Below are 24148 nucleotides of genomic sequence, written 5' to 3'. Positions count from 1 at the left end.
GCGATGTGCATGTACTCGCTTGACCGCTACGAGAAATACAAAACGGTCGTCGCCAGGCCCGTTCCCTTGCCTCGGGCCGACGCTTCCGCCGGGGAAGAACGGCTGACCTACCTCTCTCTCTCGTGGAAAGAGCTGGAGCCCGAGCGCGGGGAATACCGGCTCGAAGGGATCGAGAAGGCGCTTGAGGCCGCAGCCCATCCCGTGCTTGCGCTTTCGCCCGAGCCGCCCGCGTGGGCAAAGTCCGCCGAGAGCGCCTGCTTCGCGGCTTTGGTCCGCAAGGCGGGAAGCCGGTTCGATTCGGACGGCCGCCTTGCCGGCGTCGTCATCCGGGGGCCGACGGACAGCAAAGAGGAATGGAACGCGTACATGGAGGCGTTCGTTGAAACGCCGATTCTCGCGGACCTGCAAAATGCCGCGCTCATTCGCCACCTTCGGGCGAACGGCCGGGAGTTCGGACTTAGGGTAACTTGCGGCGAGGCGAACTGGATCGAATGCTGCGAAGCCTTCGCCAGGCAAAACCTGAACGGGATCTGGAAACGCCGGCCCGTTATCCTTCACGTCACCGACCCCGTTTGCGGTCCGAACGTGCGGCGCGAGGCGTTTCGCTGGCATGCGAGCCTGGCGAACGCGGACGCGGGCGGCGCGCTTGGCGCCCGGCTCTCCCTAAGAAGAATGACGTATCCGGAGACGGTATCGTCCGGCGGGAGCTTTCCGCTGCGGCTGTGGTTCGTAAATGCGGGGAGCGCGAGAGTGTACCGGGAATTCGGACTATGGCTTCGGCTCCGGAAGGACGATGCATCGTACGACATCCCGGTCCGGGCCGATACGGATTCGTGGCTTACGGGCGATCTCGTTCATAACGAGATGCTGCGATTGCCCGATCTGTCGCCGGGGATGTATACGGTGAGTCTGGGGACGTTGTTCCGGGACGGCACGCCGCTCAAATTGAATATCTACGGGCAGGGAGAGGACGGGTTTTACGCGGCCGGCGCCGTAACGGTCGAGCGGACGAGCGCGGACCCGCTTCTGAATATTTGGGATTCGTACTATCCGGAAGGCTATTATCCGCTTGAGGACCCGAAGGTTCCGGAACAGCCGATCTAACGCCACGAACGCGACAAAATCAACGAAACGCTGGAGGGAATCGATTTGAAGCTGGCACTCATCGGTGCAGGACAACGAGGGATGATTTACGCCCGCTACGCGAAAGAAAAGGCCGAAATCGCCGCGGTCGTCGAACCGGACGACATTCGCAGAAAGGCGGCGGCGGACGAGTTCGGGATTCCTCCGGAGCTGCGATTTCGAACGGCGAACGACTTTTTTCGCTCGGGGAAAATCGCCGACGCCGTCATGATCGCCTCCATGGACCGCGACCATTACGAACAAACGATGGAGGCGCTGGAGCTCGGGTACGACATTTTGCTGGAGAAGCCGATCTCGCCCAGCCCCGAAGAATGCTTGCGCATTCAGCAAAAAGCGAACGAGAAGGGCCGCAAGGTCATCGTGTGCCATGTGCTGCGGTATACGAACTTTTTCGCCGAAATCAAAAAAATCATCGACAGCAACGAGCTGGGCAAAGTGGTGACGATCCAGCACAACGAAAATATCGGCAATTACCACCACGCGCATTCCTTCGTCCGGGGGAACTGGCGCCGAAGCGATCTGGCCAGCCCCCTGATCATGCAGAAATCCTGTCATGACATGGATATTTTGGCCTGGCTCGTCGGCAGCGAGGCGAAGCGGATTTCTTCCTATGGCGACCTGACCTTTTTCAAGGAAGAGAATGCGCCGGAAGGAAGCGCCGACCGGTGCCTGGACTGCAAGGTAACGGATTGCCGGTTCGACGCGCGCAAGGCCTATCTGCCGATAAGGGGACAATGGCCGGCCACCGTCATCGGGGCGGATCAATCGGAAGCGGGCCTGCTCGAGGCGCTCAAGACCAGCCCTTACGGGCGGTGCGTCTACCGGTGCGACAACGACGTTTGCGACCATCAGGTCACGTTGATCGAATTCAAGAACGGCGTCACGGTCACCTTCAACCTGAGCGGCTTCACGAACAAAATGTACCGGACGATCAAAATCATGTGCGAGCACGGGGAAATCCGGGGCGACGACAGCCTGAACGTCATCGAAGTAACGAGGTTCTCCTCCAATATGACGGATCGCAGCGAACAAACCGTCATTCGGCCGGCGGCCGTATCGGGGGGCCACAACGGCGGCGACGCGGGCTTGATGGCCGATTTTCTCGAAATGATGGAAAACGGCGGCCAGACGAGCCGATCGTCCATCGACAAGTCCGTGGAAAGCCATATTATGGCGTTCGCGGCCGAGAGGGCGAGGGTGTCCGGCCATGTGGTCGAGATCGATCGATTGAAGGAAGAACTGCAAGGAAAGATTGCAGCGGAGCCGCTTGCGACCGTGGAAAGGATGTGACGCCATGCGTTCGGCCGCCAACGAGACGCCTGCGCCTGCGCCGGCCAGGAAGAAGAACGGATTTTTCCGCGAGCTGAAAAAGCACCATATCCTGTACCTGATGAGCGTTCCCGGGCTGATCGTCCTGCTGATGTTCAGCTACATCCCTTTTTCCGGCGTCTGGATGGCGTTTACGGATTTCAATGTCGTGGACGGGATCTTCGGCAGCCCGTTCGTCGGCCTCGACAATTTCAAGTATTTCTTCTCGTCGGGCAGCATGGGATGGAGGGTCACGTACAACACGCTGTTTATTAACTTTTTCGGCATTATATTCGGGATCCTGTTTCCGGTAGCCATTGCCGTTTTCCTGAACGAAATCCGGAGCGCCGCGTTCAAAAAGCTGACCCAGAGCATGATGTTTTTTCCTTACTTTCTTTCGTGGGTCGTCGTCGGCGCGATCATTTACGGGATTTTTTCGTCCGATGTCGGCGTGGCGAACAACATGCTGGCGCTCTTCGGCATGGAACCGATCTCCTGGTATTCGGAGCCGAAGTACTGGAAAGCGATCGTCATTGCCGCGAACGTCTGGAAATGGAGCGGGTACAGCTCGATCGTGTATATGGCGGCCATGGTCAATTTCGATCAGAGCTTGTACGAATCCGCGAAGGTGGACGGGGCCAATAAAATGCAGCAAATCCTCCGCCTGACGATTCCGATGCTGAAGCCGACGATCATCGTGTTGACGCTCTTGAACGTAGGCCGGATCTTTTACGGCGACTTCGGCATGATCTACGGCATTGTCGGCAACAATCCGGTGCTTGGCGACGCCGTGACGGTCATCGACACCTACGTGTACCAGTCCATGCGCACGCTGGGCTTCTCCTACGCGACGGCGGTCGGGTTGATGCAATCCGTCCTCGGGCTGATTCTGGTGCTCGCGGCCAACCGGGCGGCGAAGAAAATAAACGACGGAGAGGGTCTATTCTAACCATGGAAAAGAACAGGTTGCTGAGCGATAAACTGGTGACGACCCTTGCCTATGTTTTTATCGGTTGCTTTGCCGTCGCTTGCCTCTACCCTCTTCTGCTTACCGTCAGCGTATCCTTCTCCTCCGAACAAGCGATCGCGAGAAACGGCTATTCGATCTTTCCGCAGGACGCGACTTTGGATACGTACACCTATATTTTCGTCAACAGCGGGACCAAAATTCTGCAATCCTACGGAGTCACGATTTTCGTCACCGTGGCGGGAACGATCGGCGCCTTGCTGATTACGAGCATGATGGCGTTCGCCATCTCGATCCGCAAGCTGCGATACCGCAACGTGCTGGCCTTTATTTCCAATTTCACGATCATCTTCTCCGCCGGCCTGATCCCGTGGTATATGGTCAGCGTCAATTACTACGGCCTGAAAAATTCGATCTGGGCTTTGATCGTGCCGTCCATCTTCAACGTTTGGAATATGTTCCTCATGCGCACGTATTTCAATGCCATTTCCCCGTCCTTGTACGAAGCGGCGGAGATCGACGGGGCGAATCATTTCACGGTTTTTTGGAAAATCGCGCTCCCGCTCAGCAAGACGCCGCTGCTGACGGTCGGATTGATGTACGCCCTGCAGTATTGGAACGACTGGTGGCACGCGCTCATTTTCATCAACGACAAAGAGCTGTTCCCGTTGCAGTACTACCTGTACAACATTCTGTCGAACGTCAATGCGATCAGCTCGGGACGCATTCCGTCGGGAGCGTCCGGCAACATCACCTTGCCGGCGGAAACCGTGAAGATGGCGGTCACCGTCATTACGATCGGTCCGATTATTTTCCTGTACCCGTTTATTCAACGGTATTTCGTTCAAGGCATTATGACGGGAGCGGTCAAGGAATAAGGGGCTCGCGGTCATCGGCCTGCGAAGGCTTGACATAAATGAACCTAAACGCGGGAGGGTTATGGATGAAAAGGAGAAAAACGCTTGGTTTAACGGTCGCGATGCTGCTTCTGGCTTTGGTCATGTCGGCATGCAGCCAAGGAAACGGAGGGGAGGCGGGAGAGGCCTCCGGGGATGCGCCCAAGAAACTGGAAACGATGACGATTTTGTATCCCGGGGAAGAAAGCGACCGCATGACGGAGTTTCTGGAAAACGAGTTTGCGGAGAGAATGGCGACCGATCTCGGGCTGAAGGTGGAAGTGATCTTCGTGCCGTGGGCGCAATATTGGGAGCAAAAGGACATCATGCTCGCCGCGAACGAGCCGATCGACCTGTACTGGGACGGGCTGCCGGACTTGTCCACCATCGTGAACAAGAAGCAGGCGATGCCGCTGGACGACCTGATCGAGCAGTACGGCCAGGACATGCTGAAGGTGCTTCCCAAGGAACAGCTTCAAGGCGCGGTCATCGACGGCCAGACATACGGCATCCCATCCGCCTATGCGCCGTCTTCCGCCATGTACCAGCTCGTGACCGTTCGCCAGGACATCCTGGAGGCGGTCGGGATGACGGAAGTGAAAACTCCGGACGACCTGAAGGAATTCGCAGCCAAGGCTGCCGAGCAGTTTCCCGAGCTGAAGGGACCCGCGGACATTATTTTCAAACCGTTGACCCGGTATTTCACCGACGAGCAGTACAACTGGATCGCGGTGGAGGATCTCGTCGTCTTCGGCGAAGACACGAAGAAAGCGTACAGCTATTATGAAACGAAGGCCTTCCAGGACATGGCGAAATTCAACCGCAGCATGTACGAAGACGGATTATATACCGAGGATTTGACGATCAAGTACAACGAGCGCGATTCCCGGATGCAGACGGGCCTCTACCTGTGGGTCGAGGGGTCGCTGGGCAAAGAGATGGAAATCATCAGCGCCGTGCAGGCGAACGCGCCGGATGCCAGGCTGAAGTCCTACCTGCTCGCCGAAGACAAGCCTCGATATATCACTTCGACGGGGGGAGAGGTGCTGGGCATCCCGATAACCGCTCCGAATCCCGAAGGCGCGATGAAGTTTATCAACTGGATCTACCAGTCGCAGGAAAACTACTTGTTCGCGCTGTACGGCGTCGAGGGCAAGGATTACGAGATCGTGGACGGAAGAATCAACAAACTGACCCCGAGCGAATTTTTCTACGAGTGGATGTTCCGGAACCAGAACTACCAGCTGTTTGCGCCGGAAGTGGATCAGGAAGCGATCGATACGTACAAAAGCTGGGACGAGAACGCGATCCTTTCGGACTCGCTGGGCTTCCGTTTCAACAACGAGAACGTCAAGGCGATCGAAACGGCTTTGCGCGAGGCGTCGAAGGACATGGCCGCGATTCGCTCCGGATTCGTCGATTTCGAGACGGGGTATCCAAAGGCGGTCGAGAAATTAAAGAAAGCGGGCATCGACGAATACGTCGCGGAAGTGCAGCGGCAGCTCGACGAGTTTCTGGCAAGCAAGCAGCAATAGGGAGCGAAAGGACCGCGAAGAGAACTCGATTAGAGCGCGAAGTGGCCGCGAATAGAGCGCGAAGTGAACGCGAGTAGAGCGCTAGAGCGCGAAGTGGCCGCGAATAGAGCGCGAGGTGAACGCGAGTAGAGCGCTAGAGCGCGAATGGAACGCGAGTAGAGCGCTAGAGCGCGAATGGAACGCGACGTGAACTCGCGGAAGTTCGGCGCGGCGAGACCCGGCTTCGCGGGCCCGTTCCTGCGCGACAACAAGTCCCTGTGCCGATGAGGCGCGGGGACTTGTTAAATTTCGCCGCGCAGTTCCGCCGCGCAACTCATTCCGCCTCCGCACGCCCGCCAGCGCTCCAGTTGAGTCGTGGCGACTCAACTCGCCCCGCTCCGCGCCTCCAGCCGCATGCACTTGAGTAAATATTACCCATCTCGCGGCCTCCGCACGCCCGCCAACGCTCCAGTTGAGTCGTGGCGACTCAACTCGCCCCGCCCCGCGCCTCCAGCCGCATGCACTTGAGTAAATATTACCCATCTCGCGGCCTCCGCACGCCCGCCAGCGCCTCAGTTGTGTCGTGACGACTCAACTCGCCCCGCTCCGCGCCTCCAGCCGCATGCACTTGAGTAAATATTACCCATCTCGCGGCCTCCGCACGCCCGCCAGCGCCTCAGATGTGTCGTGGCGACTCAACTCGCCCCGCCCCGCGCCTCCAGCCGCATGCACTTGAGTAAATATTACCCATCTCGCGGCCTCCGCACGCCCGCCAGCGCTCCAGTTGAGTCATGGCGACTCAACTCACCCCGCCCCGCGCCTTCAGCCGCACGCACTTGAGTAAATATTACCCATCTCGCGGCCTGGGAACAAAATCGGGCCCTCAAATCGGCCTTTTCTTCCGATATTCCCGGGGCGACATGCCGGTCAGCTTGCCGAAAATTTTGCTGAAATACCGGCCGTCCTGGTAGCCGACCATCGCTCCGACATCCGCGACGGAATACTCTCCGTTCGCCAGCAGCGCCTTGGCGTTCTCGATCCGCACCCGCTCGATATATTCCGAAATATTCTCGTTAAACTCCTGCTTGAAGCGCCGGGAGACATATTCGCGGCTGAGGAAGAACCGGCTTGCGATCTCCTGCACGGACAAACTTTCCGCATAGTTCGTTTCGATAAACTGCTTGATCGCATAGATCGCGTTGTGTTCCTGATGGCGCTTCTCTTTCAGCCGCCCGGCGATTCGGGCGAACGCCTCCGTCCATTCCCGCCGCCACTCGTCCGGCGACAGTCTCCCGCGCGCATCGACCGGAAACAGCCCGGGGGAGCTTGGCTTGACGGGATCGCCCGCCGCGGCGGAATCCGAATCCGGCAGCAGGCGGCCGGTCAGCAGCTCGAACTCGTACCGCCAGTATTGCAAATGCTCCCACGTGACGTGCCGAAGCCGGCCGACGGCCTCGATCCATTTGCCGACCGCGTCTTCGATCCGGCGAACGTCGCCGCTGTAGACGGCGGTCGAAATCTGGCTGCCGTAATCGGTCAGAGAGACCTGCTTCTCCGCGGGAGAAGGAGCCTCCGCATCGAAATGGATCCATCCGCCTTCCTTCGCGTACGAAACGGAACGGGCCGTCCGCAGCGCTTTCTCAAAAGCGGCGTGAATCCCTTCGGGAAACGCTTCCGCCTCCCCGCAAGCGAAATGAAAACGGGCGCCGAGAAAGCGCGAGAAAGCGTCGTTCATGTCCGCAAGCTTTCGGTTAAGCTCCGCGAAGCCGCCGGTAAACAGCAGGACGATTCCGTAAGCCGGATTCGCATGCTTGAACGCGTAGCCGGTCCGGCCGGAGCCGATGATCTCGTTGCAGATGTTGGTCATCAAAAAGTACAGCAAGTCGAGGTTGCGGCCGAATTTCCGCAGGACGGACCGCGGCAGCGGGTCGGTCAGCAGCATCGCGACCCGGCACTTGCGGGCGTCCGACCATCCGAACGCTTCCTGAAGCTCGTCGGCGCAGGTCCGATAGGCGTCCGGCTGCGAAACGACGGCCGACAGCGTTTTGTCCCGGTACGCCGGTATCGTGCGGTTGATTTCCGTGTTTTTCCGAATGCGGAGATGCCGTTCCTCCTCTTCCTTCTGCCAGGCGCCGACGGCGCTTCGAAGCGTATCGAGCAGCTCGCTCCGGTTGATCGGCTTGAGCAAGTAATCGAGTCCGCCGTGCTTCAGCGTGTTGCGGATGTAGGTATAATCGTCATAACCGCTGATGACGATTCGTTTCGCATGGGGCGCCTCCGCCTCGATCCATTGCAGCAGCTCCATGCCGTCTCCGTTCGGCATTTTCATGTCGGTAAAGACGATTTCCGGATTTTCTTCCCGAATGAGCGCCATGGCCGAGACGCCGTCGGACGCTTCGAGAATGTCCGTGATGCCGAATTCGTCCCAGTTCACCAGCAGCCGGATCGAAATCCGGACATCGGTTTCGTCGTCCACGATCAACGCCTTCATGCCGGAAGCACCGCCTTTCGCATGGGAATTTCAATGACGACCGAGAAGCCCGACGGGGCGAGATTGCGGACGGAAACCCGCGAAGCGTCGTCGAAGTACAGGCGCAGCCGGGATGCGACGTTGAGCAGGCCGATGCTGCCCGCGTCGTCGCCCATGCTGCCGCCCATTCCGCCACCCGCGTCGCCAACCATGCCGCCCCTCGCGCCGTCCCCCGTACCGCCACCCGCGCCGCTCCCCGAGCCGCCGAACGCCTCGCGCTCCAGCAGCCGTTCCAGCTCGCGAGCGCGTTCCGGGGAAACGCCCTCCCCGTTGTCGCGAACTTCGATTCGCAGCGCATCCCCGGCTCTTTGCGCCGTTATCTCTATTTCCGCTTCCTCCATCCCCGACCGGAAGCCGTGCTTGAAGCAATTTTCCACGAGCGGCTGCAAAATCATTTTCGGCACCGTCACCCCCGCAGCGTCCGGTCCGCCAAGCTCGATGCGGTAGCGCAGGCGCTCCTTAAACCGCTGCTTCTGCAGCTCCAGGTAGGCCTCCGCATGATGAATTTCCTTCGAAAGCGGCACGACCGACTCCTCCGTGTTCATGTTGTAGCGCATCATCAGGCCGAGCGAAGAGGTCAGCTCGTAAATTTTGGGCACCTGGTGCTGCAGGGCGACGGAGCCGATCGATTGCAGCGTGTTGTAGATAAAATGCGGGTTGATCTGCGCTTGCAGCGCTTTCAATTGGTTGTCCTTGTTGGCCAGCTCGAGCCGAAGCTCGCGCATGATCAGGTTGTCGATCGTATCGACCATGTTTTTGATCGCGTGGCCCAGCACGCCGACCTCGTCGTTGCGTTCCGAGTCGATGTGCAGCTGCAGCTTGCCGAGCTTGATTTTTTTGATCGATTCGGTCAGCTTCTTGATCGGAGCCGTAAGCTTGACGGAAACGAGCAAGGCCGCGGCGACGGCGACCAGAAGGAACGTGACGAGAACGAGCAGGTTCATTTGCAGCACGTTCGAAGCGTTCCGGAACAGGTATTCGTTCGGAATTTGCTTGACGAGAATCCACGTCCGGCCGATCAGCTCGAATTTTTCGTAGACGACGATGCCTTGAAATCCGGTTTCCTTCCATTCGAAATGCCCCGCGCCGGACAGGCTGTAACGGGCATGCTGCAGCCAGGCGTCGGACGGCTTTTGGCCGATCAGCCGTTCCTCGGACGAGAAAATAACGGTTCCGGCATCGTCCACCAAATAAATGTTTTCGTCGTTTTTGTCATGGAGCATGTCGCCGATGCGGAGCAGCCCGTCGAGCTTGAAATCGATCGACAGGATGCCGATCCGCTCTTTCAGCGGGGCGCGGTACACCGGCCGATGGATCGTAAACACGGTGTTGGAGGGACTGTACGGAAATTCCTCCATGCCGTAGTTGTGCGAAGGATGAGGCGGTTCGAAAAAAGGATCGTCCTTGTTCAGGGGCTGGACGTAACGGCCGTCGAGTCCCGTTCGGCCCGCTTCGCGTTTCAGATAGCCGTCGATCAGCAAATAGGACCGGTCGGCCAGCTCCGAATACAAGTAGACCTGCTGGACGTCTTTGGACGATTGTTCGATCGCGTGAAGGCCGGAATACAGCTTGTTTTCGACGATGAAATCGCTTCGCCCCCTGGCCAGAATGTTGTACAGGCTGTCGGGCTCCTGGATGTTGTTATAAATGGACAAGGAGATCGCGTTCATTTGCTGGAGCTGGTTCATCAGGCTCGTGGCGCCCTGCCGGACCGCGTTCGAGTTTTCCCGAACGGCGTCTTCCTTAAGAGAGTGCCGGGTGTAAAAGTAGGAGATCAGGATCGAAGCGGCAATCGGCAGTAGAATGGCGACCAGCAAAAACGCGCTCAGCTTGTTCCGTATGCTGCTGCGAAACATGATGGATGCCCCCCGGTTCCCGGAATTGGTTAACAGTCTATCACCGCGTCCGGGGAAGATCAACCTCCTTTCGAGCAGATCACAATCTTCCACATTTTTGTTCAAATCCGTTCGTATTCCGGGGCCGGGGCGGGCCGCTATACTCAGCTGTAAGGGCTTACACCACACAACGCCCAAACAGGGAGGGTTTCGCTTGAAGAAAATCGCATCCATCCTTTTGACCGCCGGCTTGTCGTTATCCGTCATCCTGTCGGGCTGCTCAAGCGGGAGCTCCGGAACCGGCTCGCCGGAAACGGGCGCTTCCGCGCCGGGATCCGCTTCCGCGGGGGCCGGTTCCGGCGGCGGCGACGAGATCACGCTCTACACGATTCAATCCACGAATCCGAATTTCCAGGCCTGGCTGGACGAAGCGCAGGAAAAAAGCGGCGTCAAAATCAACTGGATCGCCGCCCCGACCGATTCGGACACCCGCCAGCAGAAGGTTTCCACTATTTTGTCTTCCGGTGACGACACGGTCGACATTCTCGAGATCAACGACGAAATGGCGACCTCGTTTAAAAACTCCGGCTGGCTGGAGCCGCTGCAGGATACGGTCATGACGGACGACATCCTGCCGCAATTTCCGCAGGGCTACATGGAGGATATGCTGACCTCGGCCGACGGGGACATTATCGGCGTCCCGAGCTATTCCGGCTATCTCGCCCTGTGGGTCGACCAGAAAAAGCTGGACGCCGCCGGCATGACCTCGATCGAAACGGAAGAGGATTTCGTCAACTTCATGAAAGCGTCCACCAAGGACGGACAATACGGCTACGGCGGCTCCTGGGAAAAAACGTACGTGTTCAACGAAATCGCGACGTTCGTCAATCTGTTCGGCGGCGATTATTTCGATTGGACGAACGAAGGCAGCCGGAAGGCGGTCAAGTTCATGTACGACATGGCCAACACCTGGAAGGTGACGCCGGTCGACCAGATCGCGGACAAATACGAGCAGATGAACCAGAAATTCATCGACGGCAAATACGCGATGGTGTTCATGTGGGGAACCGGAACCGACTACAAGCAGGCGAACCGGTACGGCAAGGACCAGATCCACATGATCAACATGCCGAAGTTCGCGACGCGAAGCATCTTCACGGATTCCTGGAGCTATGTGCTGAACGCCGCCTCGCCGAACAAGGAAGCGGCCGTCAAGTTCCTGAAATACCTGGCGAGCGAGGAAGGCGAGCTGAACGGCTGGACGAACTTCGACCGGTACCCGGCCCGCGCCGACGTTGCGGCCAATCCCGCCGTCTCCGGCGACGTCAAGGAAATTTACTCCGAAATCCAGGCGACAAACGAGGTGCACGGCCGCCCGATGCTGCCGCAGACGATGGAGTTCATCTCGGAAATCGGCACCCTGTTCCAGAACTACGTTCAGGACAAAATCACGCTGGACGAATTCTGCGAGAAAGCGCAGGAAGCCGTCGAGCGCTACAAGTAAACCGACCGTAAGGGTCCGACAATCCACAAGAAAGGCGCGTTCCCATTGTATGCGAGCAAAAAATATTTGACCGTCGCGTGGATCCTTGTGCTGCCGGCCTTGCTGATTCGAATTTTTACGACGATCTATCCGATTATCGAGACGTTCCGCATCAGTTTTTTCGACGTCAAGCTGCTGCGAGGCACGAACGAATTCGTCGGGCTGCAAAATTACATCGACCTGTTCGGCGATTCGAAAATGCTGACCTCTCTCTCGTTTACGGCGATTTTCGTCATCGGTTCGATGGCCGGCCACCTCGTCCTGGGGATCGCGCTGGCCCTCATCCTCAACATGAAATTCGCCGGGCAGAAGGTGCTGCGGACGATCGTGCTGCTGCCGTGGGCGATGCCGATGGTCGTCATCGCGATGGCTTCGAAGTGGGCGTTCAACAACGACTACGGGCTGGTCAACGATTTTATCCGCTGGTTCGCTCCGTCCTTTCAGCTCGATTGGCTCATTCATACGAACACGGCCCGGTTCGCCGTCATCGCGGTGGATTTGTGGAAGGACATCCCGTTTTTCGCGATTCTGATATTGGCCGGCCTTCAGTTTATTTCGTCGGATATTTACGAAGCGGCCAAAATCGACGGCGCGGGGGCCGTCCGCTCCTTTTTCAGGCTGACGCTCCCGCTGCTCGCCAAAAGCATTCTCGTGCTCAGCATTTTCTTCACGATGTGGAGAATTACCTCCTTCGACGTCGTGTACGCGATGACGAGCGGGGGGCCGGGAGAGAGCACGGCCCTGATCGCGTATCGGGTGACGACGGAGGCGTTTACGAACCTGAACACCGGCTACGCCGCTTCCATCGCCATCGTCCTGTTCCTCGTCATGGCCGTCCTGGGCGGCATCAGCATGTCCGCGACGAAGCGCGTGGATTATTAAGGAGCGATCGCGTATGGTACCCGGAATTTTCAAACAACGGTTGCTGAAAGGGTTGATGTGGGGGCTCGCGCTCGTCGTCGCATTTTTGATTCTGTTCCCGCTGTGGTGGATTTTCGTCTCGTCGATCACGCCGGCCGGCGAGCTGTTCTCGAAGCCGATCCGGTACTGGCCGCGGCATCCGACTCTGGAAAGCTACCGGTATTTGATCGAGCACGCGGGACTGCTGGCCAAAATCGGAAGCACCGCCGTCATCGTCGGCTTGTCCATTCTGATCGGCATGGTCGTGTCCGTCATGGCCGCCTTCGCCTTCGCCCGCTTTCGAAGCAAGGGGCTGTCGATCGCGGTGGCGTTCCTGCTGGCGTCCATGCTCATTCCCGACGTCGTGACGGCCCGGCCGCTGTACGACTTTTTGCGGAGCGTGCATCTGTACGACACGTATACGGGGCTGATCGTCCTGTATATCAGCGGCATCTTGCCGTTTACGATCCTCATTTTGCAAAACTATTTGAACGACATTCCGGTTTCCATCGAGGAATCGGCTTCGATCGACGGCTGCGGATTTTTTCAGTCGCTATTCTACGTGACCTTGCCGCTGCTCAGGCCGGCGCTCGCGACCGTCTGCATCGTGAACTTCATCACGTGCCTGAACAACTTCTTTACGCCGCTCTTTTATTCCAACGGAATCTCGGTGCTGTCGACGGCCATTACGCAGTTGCCGTTGCGGGACAACATGTACGCCGTGCCCTGGGATCTCGTCAGCGCGATGGGCTGGATCATTATTTTGCCGATCCTCGTTTTCGTCGCGATTTTTCAGAAGCAGATCATGGAAGGCATTATGGCGGGCGGAGTAAAGGGCTAACAAACGATTCGGGAGGAGAAAAAAGAATGAATGCGAACCCGTTCATGGGAGGGCTGTCGGCCCTTCCTTTGCTCAAGCCCGGCAGCAGCCGGGCGATCAACGCGGAAAATCCCCGCGGCGAAAAGGGGAAGGGCGGCATGGCCGCGAGCCATCTCGGCCCTTCCCGCAAAGGCTCGCCCTGCATACGCGACGTGCAGCCGGGCGCGACGGCGACGCTGGCCGAGGTAGACGGGCCGGGCGTCATCGAGCATATCTGGATCACCGTAACCGACCGGACGGACGCGGACTGTTACGTGCTGCGCGACCTGGTGCTGCGCATGTACTGGGACGACGAGACGGTTCCTTCCGTCGAGAGCCCGCTGGGCGATTTCTTCTGCAACGGCTTCGCGAGAGGCTGCATCGTGAACTCCGTCCCGATCGCGGTCAACCCGACGAGAGGGTTCAACAGCTATTTTCCGATGCCGTTCCGGCGCAAGGCGAAAATCACGATCGAAAACCAGCACGAAGCGCCGATTCCCGCCTTGTTTTATCAGATCGATTACTGCCTGCACGACGAGCTTCCGGAGCATACCGCGTATTTCCACGCGTTGTGGAGGCGGCAGCGGATCACGAACAAGGCGGAGGACTACGTCATTCTGGACGGGGTGAAGGGATCGGGCCACTACGTCGGAACGTACATGGCGCTGACGACGCTGGAGCGGTATTGGTGGGGCGAAGGGGAAATCAAAATGTACATCGACGGAGACGGCGACTATCCGACCATCTGCGGCACCGGAACCGAGGATTATTTCGGCGGGGCCTGGAGCTTCGCGACGCAGAAGGACGGGAGAACGGTCGAAAACACGTACTGCACGCCGTACATGGGCTATCCTTACTATTCGCGCCATGACGATACTGTGCATAACCCGTACCACAACGATGACGTGCCGCCGATGCGGGGGTTTTACCGGTGGCATATCCCGGACCCGATCCGGTTCCGCCAGGACCTGAAGGTGACGATTCAGCAAATCGGAGTTTATAAAAAAGGGCTGTTCGAGCGCCAGGACGACGTGGCGTCCGTCGCGTACTGGTACCAGACCGAGCCGCACCGGCCGTTCGAGCCATTGATTGCCAAGGAAGAAAGGTGGCCGAGATAGCCTCGGCCCTTTATACTGATCGTAACATCATCATGAGCCAGCGAAAGGAATGACCCTATGGCGAAGCGCAAGCTCGGGAAGCTGGCCGCCGTCTGGCTTCTTCTCGCGTCGGTCGCGGCAGGCTGTCTCCCGAACGCGGGCGGATCGGCGGGCGACAGCGCGAATGCGGCGGCGACGGGCGGAGAAACGGACCGGGCGGTCCGCATTTTCAACTTCAAAGTCGAAATGGCGGAGCAACTGAGCGAGCTTGCGAAGCGCTATGAAACGGAAACCGGCGTGGCCGTCGAGGTGGATACGTGCGGCGGCGGCTGCGATTACAGCGCGGGGCTGAAGACGAGATTCAACTCGGGCGACAAGCCGGATATTTTTTTCGTGGCGGGTTATTCGGATCTCGAGCTGTGGCAGGAATATTTGGAGGATTTGTCCGATCGGCCCTGGGCCGACGATATCGTCGAGCTTGCGAAGCCGGCGATCGTCAAGGACGGCAAGGTGTACGGCATGCCGCTCGCGCTGGAGGGCTGGGGCTTTATTTACAACAAGGAGTTGTTCCGCAAGGCCGGCATTCCGGACGTTCCGAAAACGCTGACGCAGCTGCGCGAAGCGGCCGAAAAGCTCGAAGCGGCGGGCATTCAACCGTTCGAGAACGGCTATGCCGAGTGGTGGATCATCGGCAACCATCTGCTGAACGTCGCGTTTGCCCAGCAGCCGGATCCGTCGGCCTTCATCGACGCCGTGAAGAGCGGGGAGGAAACGCTGGTCGGCAATCCGACGCTTGCGGAATGGATCGATCTGGTCGATTTGACGGTCCGGTACGGACAGGACAACGCGCTGCAAACCGATTACAACACCCAGGTGACGAACTTCGCGGCGGGCCGCGCGGCGATGATGCAGCAGGGCGTATGGACGCAGCTGCAGCTCGACAAGCTCAACCCGAACCTCGACATCGGATTTCTGCCGATGCCGATCAACGACGACGCCGAGGCGATGGACAAGCTGCAGATCGGCGTGGCGAACTACTGGGTCGTGCTTCGCTCCTCCCGGGTCAAGAAAGAGGCGAAAGCCTTCCTCGATTGGCTGGCCTCCTCGGAGGCCGGGAGGCGGTTTATGGAGGACGCCAAGCTGATCCCGGCGATCGAGGGCGTGCCGGTCGCCGAAGAGCGGCTCGGTCCGCTGGCGGCCGACCTGCTGAAGGCGCTGCGGGAGGGACGGACGCTTCCGTGGATGTGGCAGCGTTATCCCGGGTACGAAGCGGACACGTCGCGGATGGCGGCCCAAATTCAGGCGTATATCGGAGGCAGCATCGACAGGGAGCGCCTGGTCCGGGAGTTTCAGAGCATTTGGGACGATTGGAAAGGCGCTTGACCCGCCGGGGTGCGAGACAGGCCATTAGAGCCGAATCTCCGAAAGGGCTCCGCCGGATGGGGCAAAATCCAAGTCCGCCGACTCCCGCGTAGTCCTGCCTGTCCGTTAGGAAGCCTTCGCTGGCCGCCGATTACGCAAGGACGCCACGGATAACCACAGCGCTCCGATCAGAACGAGCTCGAATAGGTTGGCGACCGCCGAGCTTCGAACGGGAAGCCGAATGGCGCTGCCGGCCCCCATCACAATCGTGCCCCAGAACAGCGCGGACGTGACGCGGCGCTTCCATAATACCGCTCCGGCCGCAAGCAGCGGAATCATGACGAGAACGACCATGAACGGAATTTCCGGAGACGTTCCGGCCGAAGCGTAGCGCAAAGCGCCGTACTCGTATACCCAGGGCCTCGTCAAAGTCAGACTAATGCGAGGCCCCACTTAACATTTTAAAGATCGCTGGCTTTTTCCTCGAAGAACCGATACAATGAGCTTAATACCCATTTTATCGGTTCCATAAGGGGCAAGTATGACGAAACAAATCGAGCTGACAGCGCTAATCGTTCGACCGATTCAATCTCACGAGGAAGCACAATGGAACACGCTTATGCGAACTCATCATTATCTTGGATTTCGCCAATTGGTCGGCGAGTCGATCAAATATGTTGCGGAAATCCAGGGAAGATGGGTCGCTTTGCTGGGCTGGGGAACGGCTGCATTCAAATGCAGCTGTCGGGATCAATGGATTGGCTGGTCCAAAGAGCAACAATGGAGCCGGTTGTTATTTATCGCCAACAACCTGCGCTTTCTCATACTTCCTGGCGTACACATTCCCAACCTTGCTTCCAAGGTACTTTCCTTGAACGTAAAACGGTTGTCGGCGGATTGGGTCGCGGTTCACGGACATCCGTTGATTCTGGTCGAAACGTTTGTCGATCATGCCCGGTTTGCAGGGACGTGCTATATCGCAGCGGGATGGTTGCGACTAGGACAAACCCGAGGCTACGGACGGAACGCCGGACAATACTACTATCATGGAACAACGAAAACCGTTTTGGTGTATCCGCTCCATCGGCACGCCCGCACGTGGTTGTCCGCTCCTTTTTTGGTGCCGGAATTGCGCGGAGGCGGAGTGCCTGTGGTGAATTTGAATGGCGTGAACCTGGATCAGAATGACGGGTTGCTGGAACGTTTGAAACAGCTCAAGGATCCACGCAAGCCCCGTGGAGTTCGCCACAGCGTGACATCCACCCTCGCAGTCGCAATCTGCGCAACCCTCTCGGGTGCCCGCAGTTTTCTGGCAATCGGCGAATGGGCGGCGGATTTGTCCCAAGATCTCTTGCGTCGCCTGGGGTGTCGGTACCATCCCGAGCAACGTCGGTATATCCCGCCCAGTGAACCGACCTTGCGACGACATCTGCAAAGCGCGGATGCGGAACAACTCGACCGCATCTTGAACGAGTGGCTGACAGCTCAGACGGATCCGGAAGCGATCGCGGTCGACGGAAAGACGGTGCGCGGTGCCAAAGATGGTGAAGGCAAAGCACTGCACTTGCTTTCCGCTTTGTTGCACAAGGAAGGCGTCGTCGTTGCGCAACGGGCGGTGGACAAGAAAACCAACGAGATTAGGGAATTTCAATCGGTATTGGACCCTCTGGACTTGCGAGGGAAAGTGGTCACCGCCGATGCGCTGCATACGCAAGTCGAGCACGCCCGGTATTTGGTGGAAGACAAACAAGCCGACTACTTCTTCACCGTCAAAGGGAATCAATCGAACTTGAAAATAGCGATTGAGGACCTCGACGATGAGGATTTTTCCCCCTGAATATGTGACACGCGATAAAGGGCACGGGCGCATCGAAGTGCGCAAGCTGCAAACGAGCACGAAGTTGAACGACTACGTGACGTTTCCGTATGCGGCGCAAGTTTGCCGAATCCACCGAATCACCTACAATTTGCAAGGGGAGTGGATGCGGGAAGAAACTGTCTTTGGCATCACCAGCCTATCGGTCGAACGGGCCGATCCCGCTCGATTGTTGAATTTGAATCGCGGACATTGGTCGATTGAAAATCGGCTCCATTGGGTACGCGACGTCACGTTTGACGAAGACCGTTCTCAGATTCGAACCAAAGAAGGGCCGCGAGTCATGGCCACCTTGCGCAATCTCGCAATTAGCTTGTTCCGCTTAGGAAATCAATCCAACATTGCGAAAGCGACCCGCCGTTGTGCCAGAAAACCAGAAAGGGCTTTGGAACTGATCGGAGCTTAAAGACGACAAAGGACATGTCTGAGCATTTATCAACCTGACTTTGACGAATCCCTGCTCGTATACCGGTTTAAGCTTGACGGACCAGGTTACGGTCGTCACCTCCAGCACGATCAGGGCCGCGGCAAACAACCAGGCCGCCCCCATCGCGGCCGGCTTGCGCGCCCAGGGGCTCCCCGCCCGGCGCATCAAATCCAGCGAGACCACCGCAAGCAGCGGGGTGACGAAGGCGTGCAGCCAATAGCGCGTCCGATTCAGCCGCTCCAGCCAGTCGCCCTCCCCGATCCATCTCCCGGCTCCGAGCACGCCGTTGTCCCATAGGAGCGCCGCCGTAACGAGCAGCAGCAAATACCGGAAGCCGCGGGCGGAATCCTTTGCCCAGACCGTCATTCCGTACGCGAACAACGCTGCGTACAAAATCGCAAACAGCAAATAAAGCGCCGAGTCCAAATGCCTCGCCTCCAATGATCCGCGGGGGTGATTTTTTCCCTTTATCCGAATTGTTCCCGTTGGAAGCGGCGCCAAACCCGAGCCGAATTCGATGAAAAATCGTTAATATTTAAAAATTTCCTTTTTGTTGGCTGTATAATATCGAACAGTGCAGTCGAATTGGACTACTTTCCGCAAAAAGGAGATGAAGGCCATCAAGCGGTTCGTCGGAATGACCCTGATGACCCTCGCATTGCTGCTGACGGTGGGCACGGGGGCTGCGTTTGCGAATACGGGCAAAGAATCATACATAACGGATAAAATCGAACTGAACCGGGAGCTGTGGCTGTCGGGCGGGGTGACTTACGCGCCGGTCAAGGAGCTCGCGGGACGCATGGGCTGGCAGCTTGCCTACGACGGGGACGCGGGCACGATTACCGTCGGCAACGCGCTGGGCGACAAGCTTACGGTACGGACCGGAACGTCGGTCGTCACGTTTAACGGCAAAACCTACGATATCGCCGAAACGGTCAAAGTAAGGGAAGGAAGCGCTTACGTTTCGCTGCGCACGCTGGCCGACGCCATGCACGCCAGCGTGGAGTGGCAGGGAGAAGGCAAAGGATCGGTCGTTCAGGGGATCGACCGATATACCGTCCAGGCCGGCGACACCCTTGCGGAGATCGCAGAAGCTTACGGAACGACGGCGGGAGCGCTCAAAGCCCGCAACGGGCTGCCGGGCGACGCGCTTGCGGCCGGCCGGCAGCTTAAAGTGGTCGTGCCGGAGTTTTTGGACCCCGAATTGGCGGACGCCGCGCTGCTCGCCAAGCTGGTCGAGGTCGAAGCCGGATACGAATCCTATCAGGGCAAGCTCGCCGTCGCCAATGTCGTCCTCAACCGCGTCAACAGCGGCAGGTTCCCCGACACGGTGAAAGCCGTCATCTACGCCAAGGGCCAGTTCCCTCCGGCGGGGAAAGGGATGCTGAAGACCGAGACGGCATCCGCGGAGAGCGTCCGCGCGGCCAAGGCGGCCCTTGCCGGCGAGAACAACGTGCCCGGCGCGCTCTATTTTTTCAATCCGCAGTTGGAGCCCGAGCGGGCGAAGACGGCCGACGCGGTCAAGACGATCGGCAACCACATGTTCGTCAAATAAAGGAATGCGGCCCTCTGCCTTGCGGCGGAGGGCCTTTTGCGTCCGGCAGCGGGCGCGCGGATGCTCGCGGGGCGTTTGTTTGCGCGGCCGGAGCTGCGTTACCCGGCGGAAGCCCGCCCGACGAATGGGGGGGCGGCCGCGCGCTTCTGATTTTTCAGCGCGCAATAGCCGAAAGCGATGTAGCAGGCTCCCCATGCGACGGAGCCGAGGTCGGAGATCCCGGGAATGAAATAGATGAACGGAAAAACCATAAACAAGAGGAGACTCCATAACGGATAAGCGCGCGCCCGAATCATGACGATGCCGAAGACGAGCTGGCCGGCTAAACTCAGAATGGAGTTCGCGTTGAGCAAGGGGGCGATATAAGCGTGATCCGGCTCGGTCATCCCCAGCATATTCGACCATACGAGCGCCACCGTTAACGCGCCGCCCGCAGATATGACAAGCGTAGACAAAAACCCGACGATCCCGACATTCGGCGCGGCATTCAAATAAATGCCGAGGATGCCGATTCCCATCAGCAAGCTGGCGACAAAGCCGAACGTCAGCTCCTGCATGCTGTTGCTTCCCCAAATGTAGGCGCTTGGCGCCATGCCGATCCGGGCGACTCCGCCCAAAATCGCGATCACCGCCAAGCCGTTTATTGCCTGCCTCATTTCCAAATCGATTTCCTCCGTATCCTTAGTTTGGCTTTCAAGACGGAGCGGCGTTTGCCCCTTCACATCGTAAGCGAGGGCGTTCCGCTCGGGTAGTGACGCGCAGTCACGTTTTTTGTCATTTAAGTCATCGAGTGGAAGGAGATCGGCGCCGACTTGCAGATCAACGTAATCTCCCGCGGGGAATACACCGAGCGGAGCCAATCGGGCGCAGGAAGAGGCGATCCTGCGTTCATTCCGCCGGCAGCGCGGCGTTGATCGAGTTTTATCCGACCGAGGAGAGGCGGCCCAAGCGGTTTGTTGTTGCCCCGATCGTACCGGCTTGGCCGATTTTTTTCGCTACGCACTGGATTAAACGCGAACATTCTGGCAAAATAGGAACAACGGATTGACACTCAACAAGTTCTATTATAGAATCGAATTCAATTCATACTATTCCGATGTAGTTTTCAAAAACCGTCCTGGCGAGAGTGAGCAAGCGTACATCTAGGGGGTCGACAGAGGAACATCGCTCCGGGTAGGTTTTTTTGCGTTGCAGAGGGGAAGCCGGCATTTCAGCAATCATCACAACTAGGAGGCAACTAAGAAAGTTATGAAAACACAAAAAGCGCTATCGAAACTTGCAGTACTGATCGCGGCGATCGTCATGCTTGCAGCATGCTCGAGCAACGGGGGAAACTCGGGGACGAGCAGTCCGGAGCAAAGCGCGGGAACCGGCGGTGCGACCGCAACGGCGTCCGGATCCCCGGCGGCCGAAGAATTGAATTGGCCCACCGAAAACATTGAGATGATCGTTCCGTTCAACGCGGGCGGAGTTTCGGATATTTTGGCGCGCTCCTTCGCCGAAGCGGCTACGGGCATTATCGATAAACCGATCACGATCAAAAACGTCGGCGGCGGCTCGGGCACGGTCGGCAACTACGAGCTGGTCAAGGCGAAGCCGGACGGCTACACCTGGCTGTGGGCGGCGACCGGCCACATTTCCTCGGCGCTTCACATAACGCCGGCCCAATATACGATGGACGATTTCACGATCGTCAACAAAGTCGGCGACATGGTCGTCACCGTTGTCGTTCCGAAGGATTCCCCGTTCCAAACGCTTGAAGATCTGGTCAATTACGCCAAGGAAAACCCGGGCAAGCTGACGGTCGGCAACCCCGGCGAAGCTACGGTCGTCGCGATGCTGGCGAACATGCTCGAGGATTCGACGGGCACCGAGATCCAGCACGTTCCGTTCCAGGGAAGCGGCACGCTCCTTCCGGCGGTCATGGGCAACCACGTCATGGCGGCGTTCATGAACGTTCCCGAAGTGCGCGGCCAAGTGGAATCCGGCGATCTTCGCGCGCTGGCCGTCCTGAGCGAAAACCGGGTCGACCTGATGCCGGACGTTCCGACGGCCGCCGAACAAGGCGTCGAAGGCGTCGCCGGCGGAGCCGCCCACTTTATCATTATTCCGAACAACGTGCCGGAAGAGGTCGTTGCAAGAATCGACGAGCTGACCAAGGAAGTATACGAGTCGGACAAGTTCAAGGAATTGATGGAGCAGGCGGGCTATCAGCTGGGCTACAAAAACAGCGCCGATGCGCGTGCGGAAGTCGAAGAATGGTATGAAAAGACCGGCGAAATTTATCGAAAGCTTGGACAGATCCAATGATGAGCAAAACGGTCTACAGGGCGCGGGTCATTACCGCGCTCCTGTTCTTGCTGTTGGGGCTGGTTACCCTTTGGCAATCGCAGGACCTGAAATTCGGTTCGCTCAAAAGCATCGGCCCGGGATTTTTCCCGGTCGTTTTCGGCGGGTTGACGGCTGGGCTGAGCGTCCTCATGCTGGCAGGTCTGCTTAAGGCCCGCAAGCAAGGGGACGCCTCTCCGGAAAAAACGAACGAAGAAGCGGACGAGCCCGTCCGTCTTCGGGGAGCCCTGTCGTTCATCGGCATTTTCGTTCTTTTTCTCGTCGTTTCGCATTTTGTCGGGTTCGTAGCGGCGACCTTCGCATCCTTGGGGGTTGCAGCCTACTTATTGGGGCTCAAAGGCTGGCGGCTTGCGGCGTTGACGGTCGCGACGACGGCCGCCGTCTGGCTCATTTTCGATTTGTGGTTGGGGATTGCCTTGCCGCCCGGCATCTGGCTGTAAAACTGGAAATGAAGATGTTGGGGGGAGTGCATCCGTGACCGGAATGGAAGATATCTTGGCGGGCATATCGTCCGCGTTCTCGTTAACCAACTTGTTGATCTGCCTGGTCGGCGTCGCTCTCGGCACGCTGGTCGGCGTATTGCCCGGACTGGGGCCCGTCGGGGCGATTTCGCTTCTGCTGCCGCTCACCTTCTCCATGGAGCCGACTGCCGCCCTGATTCTGGTCGCCGGCATCTATTTCGGCGGCATGTACGGAGGTTCGACGACGTCGATCCTCGTCAACGTGCCCGGGGAAGCGGCATCGGTCGTGACGACGCTTGACGGGTATAAAATGACGCAAAAAGGACGAGCGGGCGCGGCGCTTTCCATCGCGGCGATCGGTTCGTTCGTGGCGGGAACGATCGGCATGATTTTGCTGTCGCTGCTGGCGCCGCCGCTTGCCCGGATGGCGTTGCAGTTCGGCCCGCCCGAGTATTTCGCGATCGTTCTCGTCGGCCTGCTGGTGCTGTCGAGACTGACGGACACTTCGCTCGTCAGAAGCTATCTTTTGATCGCGTTCGGGGTCGTGCTTTCCCTGATCGGGATCGACCAGATGAGCGGTTCGCTGCGGCTGGTGTTCGATTCGCCGTATCTGATCGACGGGCTCGATTTCGTTCCGATCATTATGGGGCTTTACGGCATGTCGGAAGTGCTGGGATCGATGGAGCAGGCGTACGTGAAACCGGTCAAAGCCGATCTTTCGCTCCGGAAGCTGCTGCCCACCAAGACGGAAATGCGCCGCAGCTCGGGGCCGATCGTCCGCGGCGGCTTGCTTGGCTTTTTGATGGGGCTCATCCCCGGGCCCGCCAACATTCTCAGCACCTATGCGTCGTACGGGATGGAGAAGAAGCTTTCGAAGCACCCGGAGGAGTTCGGAAATGGAGCGATCGAAGGCGTCGCGGGGCCGGAATCCGCCAACAACGGGGCCAGCACCGGCGCGCTGGTGCCGCTGCTGTCGCTAGGCGTTCCGTTCTCGCCGCTGCCGGCGATTTTGCTCAGCGCGTTCATGATTCAAGGTATTACGCCGGGACCGCTCATGATGCAGGAGCATTCGACGCTGTTTTGGGCGCTCATCGCGAGCATGTACATCGGAAACGTAATGCTGCTGATTCTGAATCTGCCGATGGTCGGGTTGTTTGCGAAAGTATCCAACCTTCCTCCGAAAGTATTGATGCCGATCGTCATGATTTTCTGCATTATCGGCGCTTACTCCGTAAGAAGCAGCATGTTCGACGTTATCGTGCTGATGATTTTCGGCATTCTCGGCTATTTGCTGCGGAAAGCGAAGATGGAGCCTTCGCCGCTCGTGCTTGGCGTTCTCCTCGGCCCGACGCTGGAAAATTCGCTCAGCCAATCGGCGCTGATCTTCCAAGGGGATTTGTGGCAACTGTTTGCCCGTCCGATTTCCGGGACTCTGTTGGTCATCGGGCTGATCGTGACGATCTGGCCGGTCGTCGGTCGTCTGTTCAAAGCGGTTCGGTCCCGGCGAATCAAAGCTTGATCATACG

Annotated in this window: 21 protein-coding genes; 16 read left to right on the top strand and 5 right to left on the bottom strand. The window is 58.4% G+C overall.

Features of this window, described 5'->3' with window-relative positions:
• The first annotated feature begins 3 nt into the window (after window positions 1–3).
• The 5 genes from B7E11_RS00825 to B7E11_RS00805 all read left to right on the top strand — a co-directional run bounded on the left by B7E11_RS00825 (window position 4) and on the right by B7E11_RS00805 (window position 5849).
• On the top strand, window positions 4–1104 hold the full coding sequence (locus B7E11_RS00825) for a DUF4832 domain-containing protein (protein ID WP_080831762.1): 1101 nt from the start codon (window positions 4–6) through the stop codon (window positions 1102–1104).
• Between the two features lie 45 nt (window positions 1105–1149).
• Window positions 1150–2433 carry a Gfo/Idh/MocA family protein gene (locus B7E11_RS00820; RefSeq protein WP_080831761.1) on the top strand — a complete coding sequence of 428 codons (1284 nt, stop codon included), beginning with the start codon at window positions 1150–1152 and terminating at the stop codon, window positions 2431–2433.
• Window positions 2434–2437: 4 nt separating this feature from the next.
• Window positions 2438–3400 (top strand): ABC transporter permease, encoded by a 963-nt coding sequence (locus tag B7E11_RS00815; RefSeq protein WP_080831760.1) that lies wholly within the window; start codon window positions 2438–2440, stop codon window positions 3398–3400.
• A gap of 2 nt (window positions 3401–3402) precedes the next feature.
• Window positions 3403–4296: a carbohydrate ABC transporter permease gene (locus B7E11_RS00810; RefSeq protein WP_080831759.1), complete on the top strand. Its 894-nt coding sequence runs from the start codon at window positions 3403–3405 to the stop codon at window positions 4294–4296.
• Window positions 4297–4361: 65 nt separating this feature from the next.
• Window positions 4362–5849, top strand: coding sequence for an extracellular solute-binding protein (locus B7E11_RS00805; protein WP_080831758.1), 1488 nt, complete (start codon window positions 4362–4364; stop codon window positions 5847–5849).
• Window positions 5850–6711: 862 nt separating this feature from the next.
• Here B7E11_RS00805 and B7E11_RS00800 read toward each other — a convergent pair.
• On the bottom strand, window positions 6712–8319 hold the full coding sequence (locus B7E11_RS00800; RefSeq protein ID WP_080831757.1) for a response regulator transcription factor: 1608 nt from the start codon (window positions 8317–8319) through the stop codon (window positions 6712–6714).
• Window positions 8316–10214 (bottom strand): cache domain-containing sensor histidine kinase, encoded by a 1899-nt coding sequence (locus B7E11_RS00795; protein WP_176220557.1) that lies wholly within the window; start codon window positions 10212–10214, stop codon window positions 8316–8318. Before B7E11_RS00795 ends, B7E11_RS00800 begins: the two co-directional genes overlap by 4 nt.
• 193 nt (window positions 10215–10407) lie before the next feature.
• Between B7E11_RS00795 and B7E11_RS00790 the strand changes: the two genes are divergently transcribed.
• Genes B7E11_RS00790 through B7E11_RS00770 form a run of 5 tightly spaced genes read left to right on the top strand, consistent with a single transcriptional unit; the run spans window position 10408 to window position 15975 of the window.
• Window positions 10408–11697 carry an extracellular solute-binding protein gene (locus B7E11_RS00790; RefSeq protein ID WP_213084111.1) on the top strand — a complete coding sequence of 430 codons (1290 nt, stop codon included), beginning with the start codon at window positions 10408–10410 and terminating at the stop codon, window positions 11695–11697.
• A gap of 45 nt (window positions 11698–11742) precedes the next feature.
• Window positions 11743–12618, top strand: a complete 876-nt coding sequence (locus B7E11_RS00785) for a carbohydrate ABC transporter permease (protein ID WP_080831754.1) — start codon at window positions 11743–11745, stop codon at window positions 12616–12618.
• Window positions 12619–12631: 13 nt separating this feature from the next.
• On the top strand, window positions 12632–13477 hold the full coding sequence (locus B7E11_RS00780; RefSeq protein WP_080831753.1) for a carbohydrate ABC transporter permease: 846 nt from the start codon (window positions 12632–12634) through the stop codon (window positions 13475–13477).
• A 26-nt stretch (window positions 13478–13503) separates the two neighbouring features.
• Window positions 13504–14613, top strand: a complete 1110-nt coding sequence (locus B7E11_RS00775) for a glycoside hydrolase family 172 protein (RefSeq protein ID WP_080831752.1) — start codon at window positions 13504–13506, stop codon at window positions 14611–14613.
• Window positions 14614–14670: 57 nt separating this feature from the next.
• The gene (locus B7E11_RS00770) at window positions 14671–15975 is read left to right on the top strand and encodes an ABC transporter substrate-binding protein (RefSeq protein WP_080831751.1); all 1305 of its coding nucleotides are present in this window, start codon (window positions 14671–14673) and stop codon (window positions 15973–15975) included.
• 105 nt (window positions 15976–16080) lie between these two features.
• On the opposite strand, the gene B7E11_RS00765 is transcribed toward B7E11_RS00770, so the two are convergent.
• Entirely contained in the window at window positions 16081–16350 is a 270-nt protein-coding gene (locus B7E11_RS00765) for a hypothetical protein (protein ID WP_080831750.1), read from the bottom strand.
• A gap of 145 nt (window positions 16351–16495) precedes the next feature.
• Between B7E11_RS00765 and B7E11_RS00760 the strand changes: the two genes are divergently transcribed.
• Together B7E11_RS00760 and B7E11_RS30825 are read left to right on the top strand one after the other, a co-directional pair.
• Complete coding sequence (locus tag B7E11_RS00760; protein WP_051318378.1) at window positions 16496–17791, top strand: ISAs1 family transposase; 1296 nt, start codon at window positions 16496–16498, stop codon at window positions 17789–17791.
• Complete coding sequence (locus B7E11_RS30825; RefSeq protein WP_080831749.1) at window positions 17772–18236, top strand: ISAs1 family transposase; 465 nt, start codon at window positions 17772–17774, stop codon at window positions 18234–18236. The genes B7E11_RS00760 and B7E11_RS30825 overlap by 20 nt, the downstream gene beginning before the upstream one ends.
• Here B7E11_RS30825 and B7E11_RS00750 read toward each other — a convergent pair.
• Complete coding sequence (locus B7E11_RS00750) at window positions 18153–18683, bottom strand: hypothetical protein (protein WP_080831748.1); 531 nt, start codon at window positions 18681–18683, stop codon at window positions 18153–18155. The two genes, B7E11_RS30825 and B7E11_RS00750, sit on opposite strands and share 84 nt — an antisense overlap.
• Window positions 18684–18903: 220 nt before the next feature.
• Here B7E11_RS00750 and B7E11_RS00745 point away from each other — a divergent pair, with 220 nt between their 5' ends.
• A complete protein-coding gene (locus B7E11_RS00745) occupies window positions 18904–19812 on the top strand; it encodes a cell wall hydrolase (RefSeq protein ID WP_176220556.1) in 909 nt (302 codons plus the stop codon).
• A 98-nt stretch (window positions 19813–19910) separates the two neighbouring features.
• Here B7E11_RS00745 and B7E11_RS00740 read toward each other — a convergent pair whose 3' ends face one another.
• Window positions 19911–20468, bottom strand: a complete 558-nt coding sequence (locus tag B7E11_RS00740; protein WP_139787022.1) for a hypothetical protein — start codon at window positions 20466–20468, stop codon at window positions 19911–19913.
• A gap of 592 nt (window positions 20469–21060) precedes the next feature.
• On the opposite strand from B7E11_RS00740, the gene B7E11_RS00735 reads away from it, so the two are divergent.
• The 3 genes from B7E11_RS00735 to B7E11_RS00725 are packed head-to-tail and all read left to right on the top strand — an operon-like array spanning window position 21061 to window position 24141.
• Window positions 21061–22122: a tripartite tricarboxylate transporter substrate binding protein gene (locus B7E11_RS00735; protein ID WP_080831745.1), complete on the top strand. Its 1062-nt coding sequence runs from the start codon at window positions 21061–21063 to the stop codon at window positions 22120–22122.
• Window positions 22122–22601, top strand: coding sequence for a tripartite tricarboxylate transporter TctB family protein (locus tag B7E11_RS00730; protein WP_176220555.1), 480 nt, complete (start codon window positions 22122–22124; stop codon window positions 22599–22601). The genes B7E11_RS00735 and B7E11_RS00730 overlap by 1 nt, the downstream gene beginning before the upstream one ends.
• 43 nt (window positions 22602–22644) lie before the next feature.
• A complete protein-coding gene (locus tag B7E11_RS00725) occupies window positions 22645–24141 on the top strand; it encodes a tripartite tricarboxylate transporter permease (RefSeq protein WP_080831786.1) in 1497 nt (498 codons plus the stop codon).
• Window positions 24142–24148: the final 7 nt, after the last annotated feature.

The sequence above is a fragment of the Cohnella massiliensis genome (assembly GCF_900169535.1).
GTDB classification, from domain to species: Bacteria; Bacillota; Bacilli; order Paenibacillales; family Paenibacillaceae; genus Cohnella; species Cohnella algarum.
This window is presented reverse-complemented; position numbering and strand designations above follow the sequence as displayed.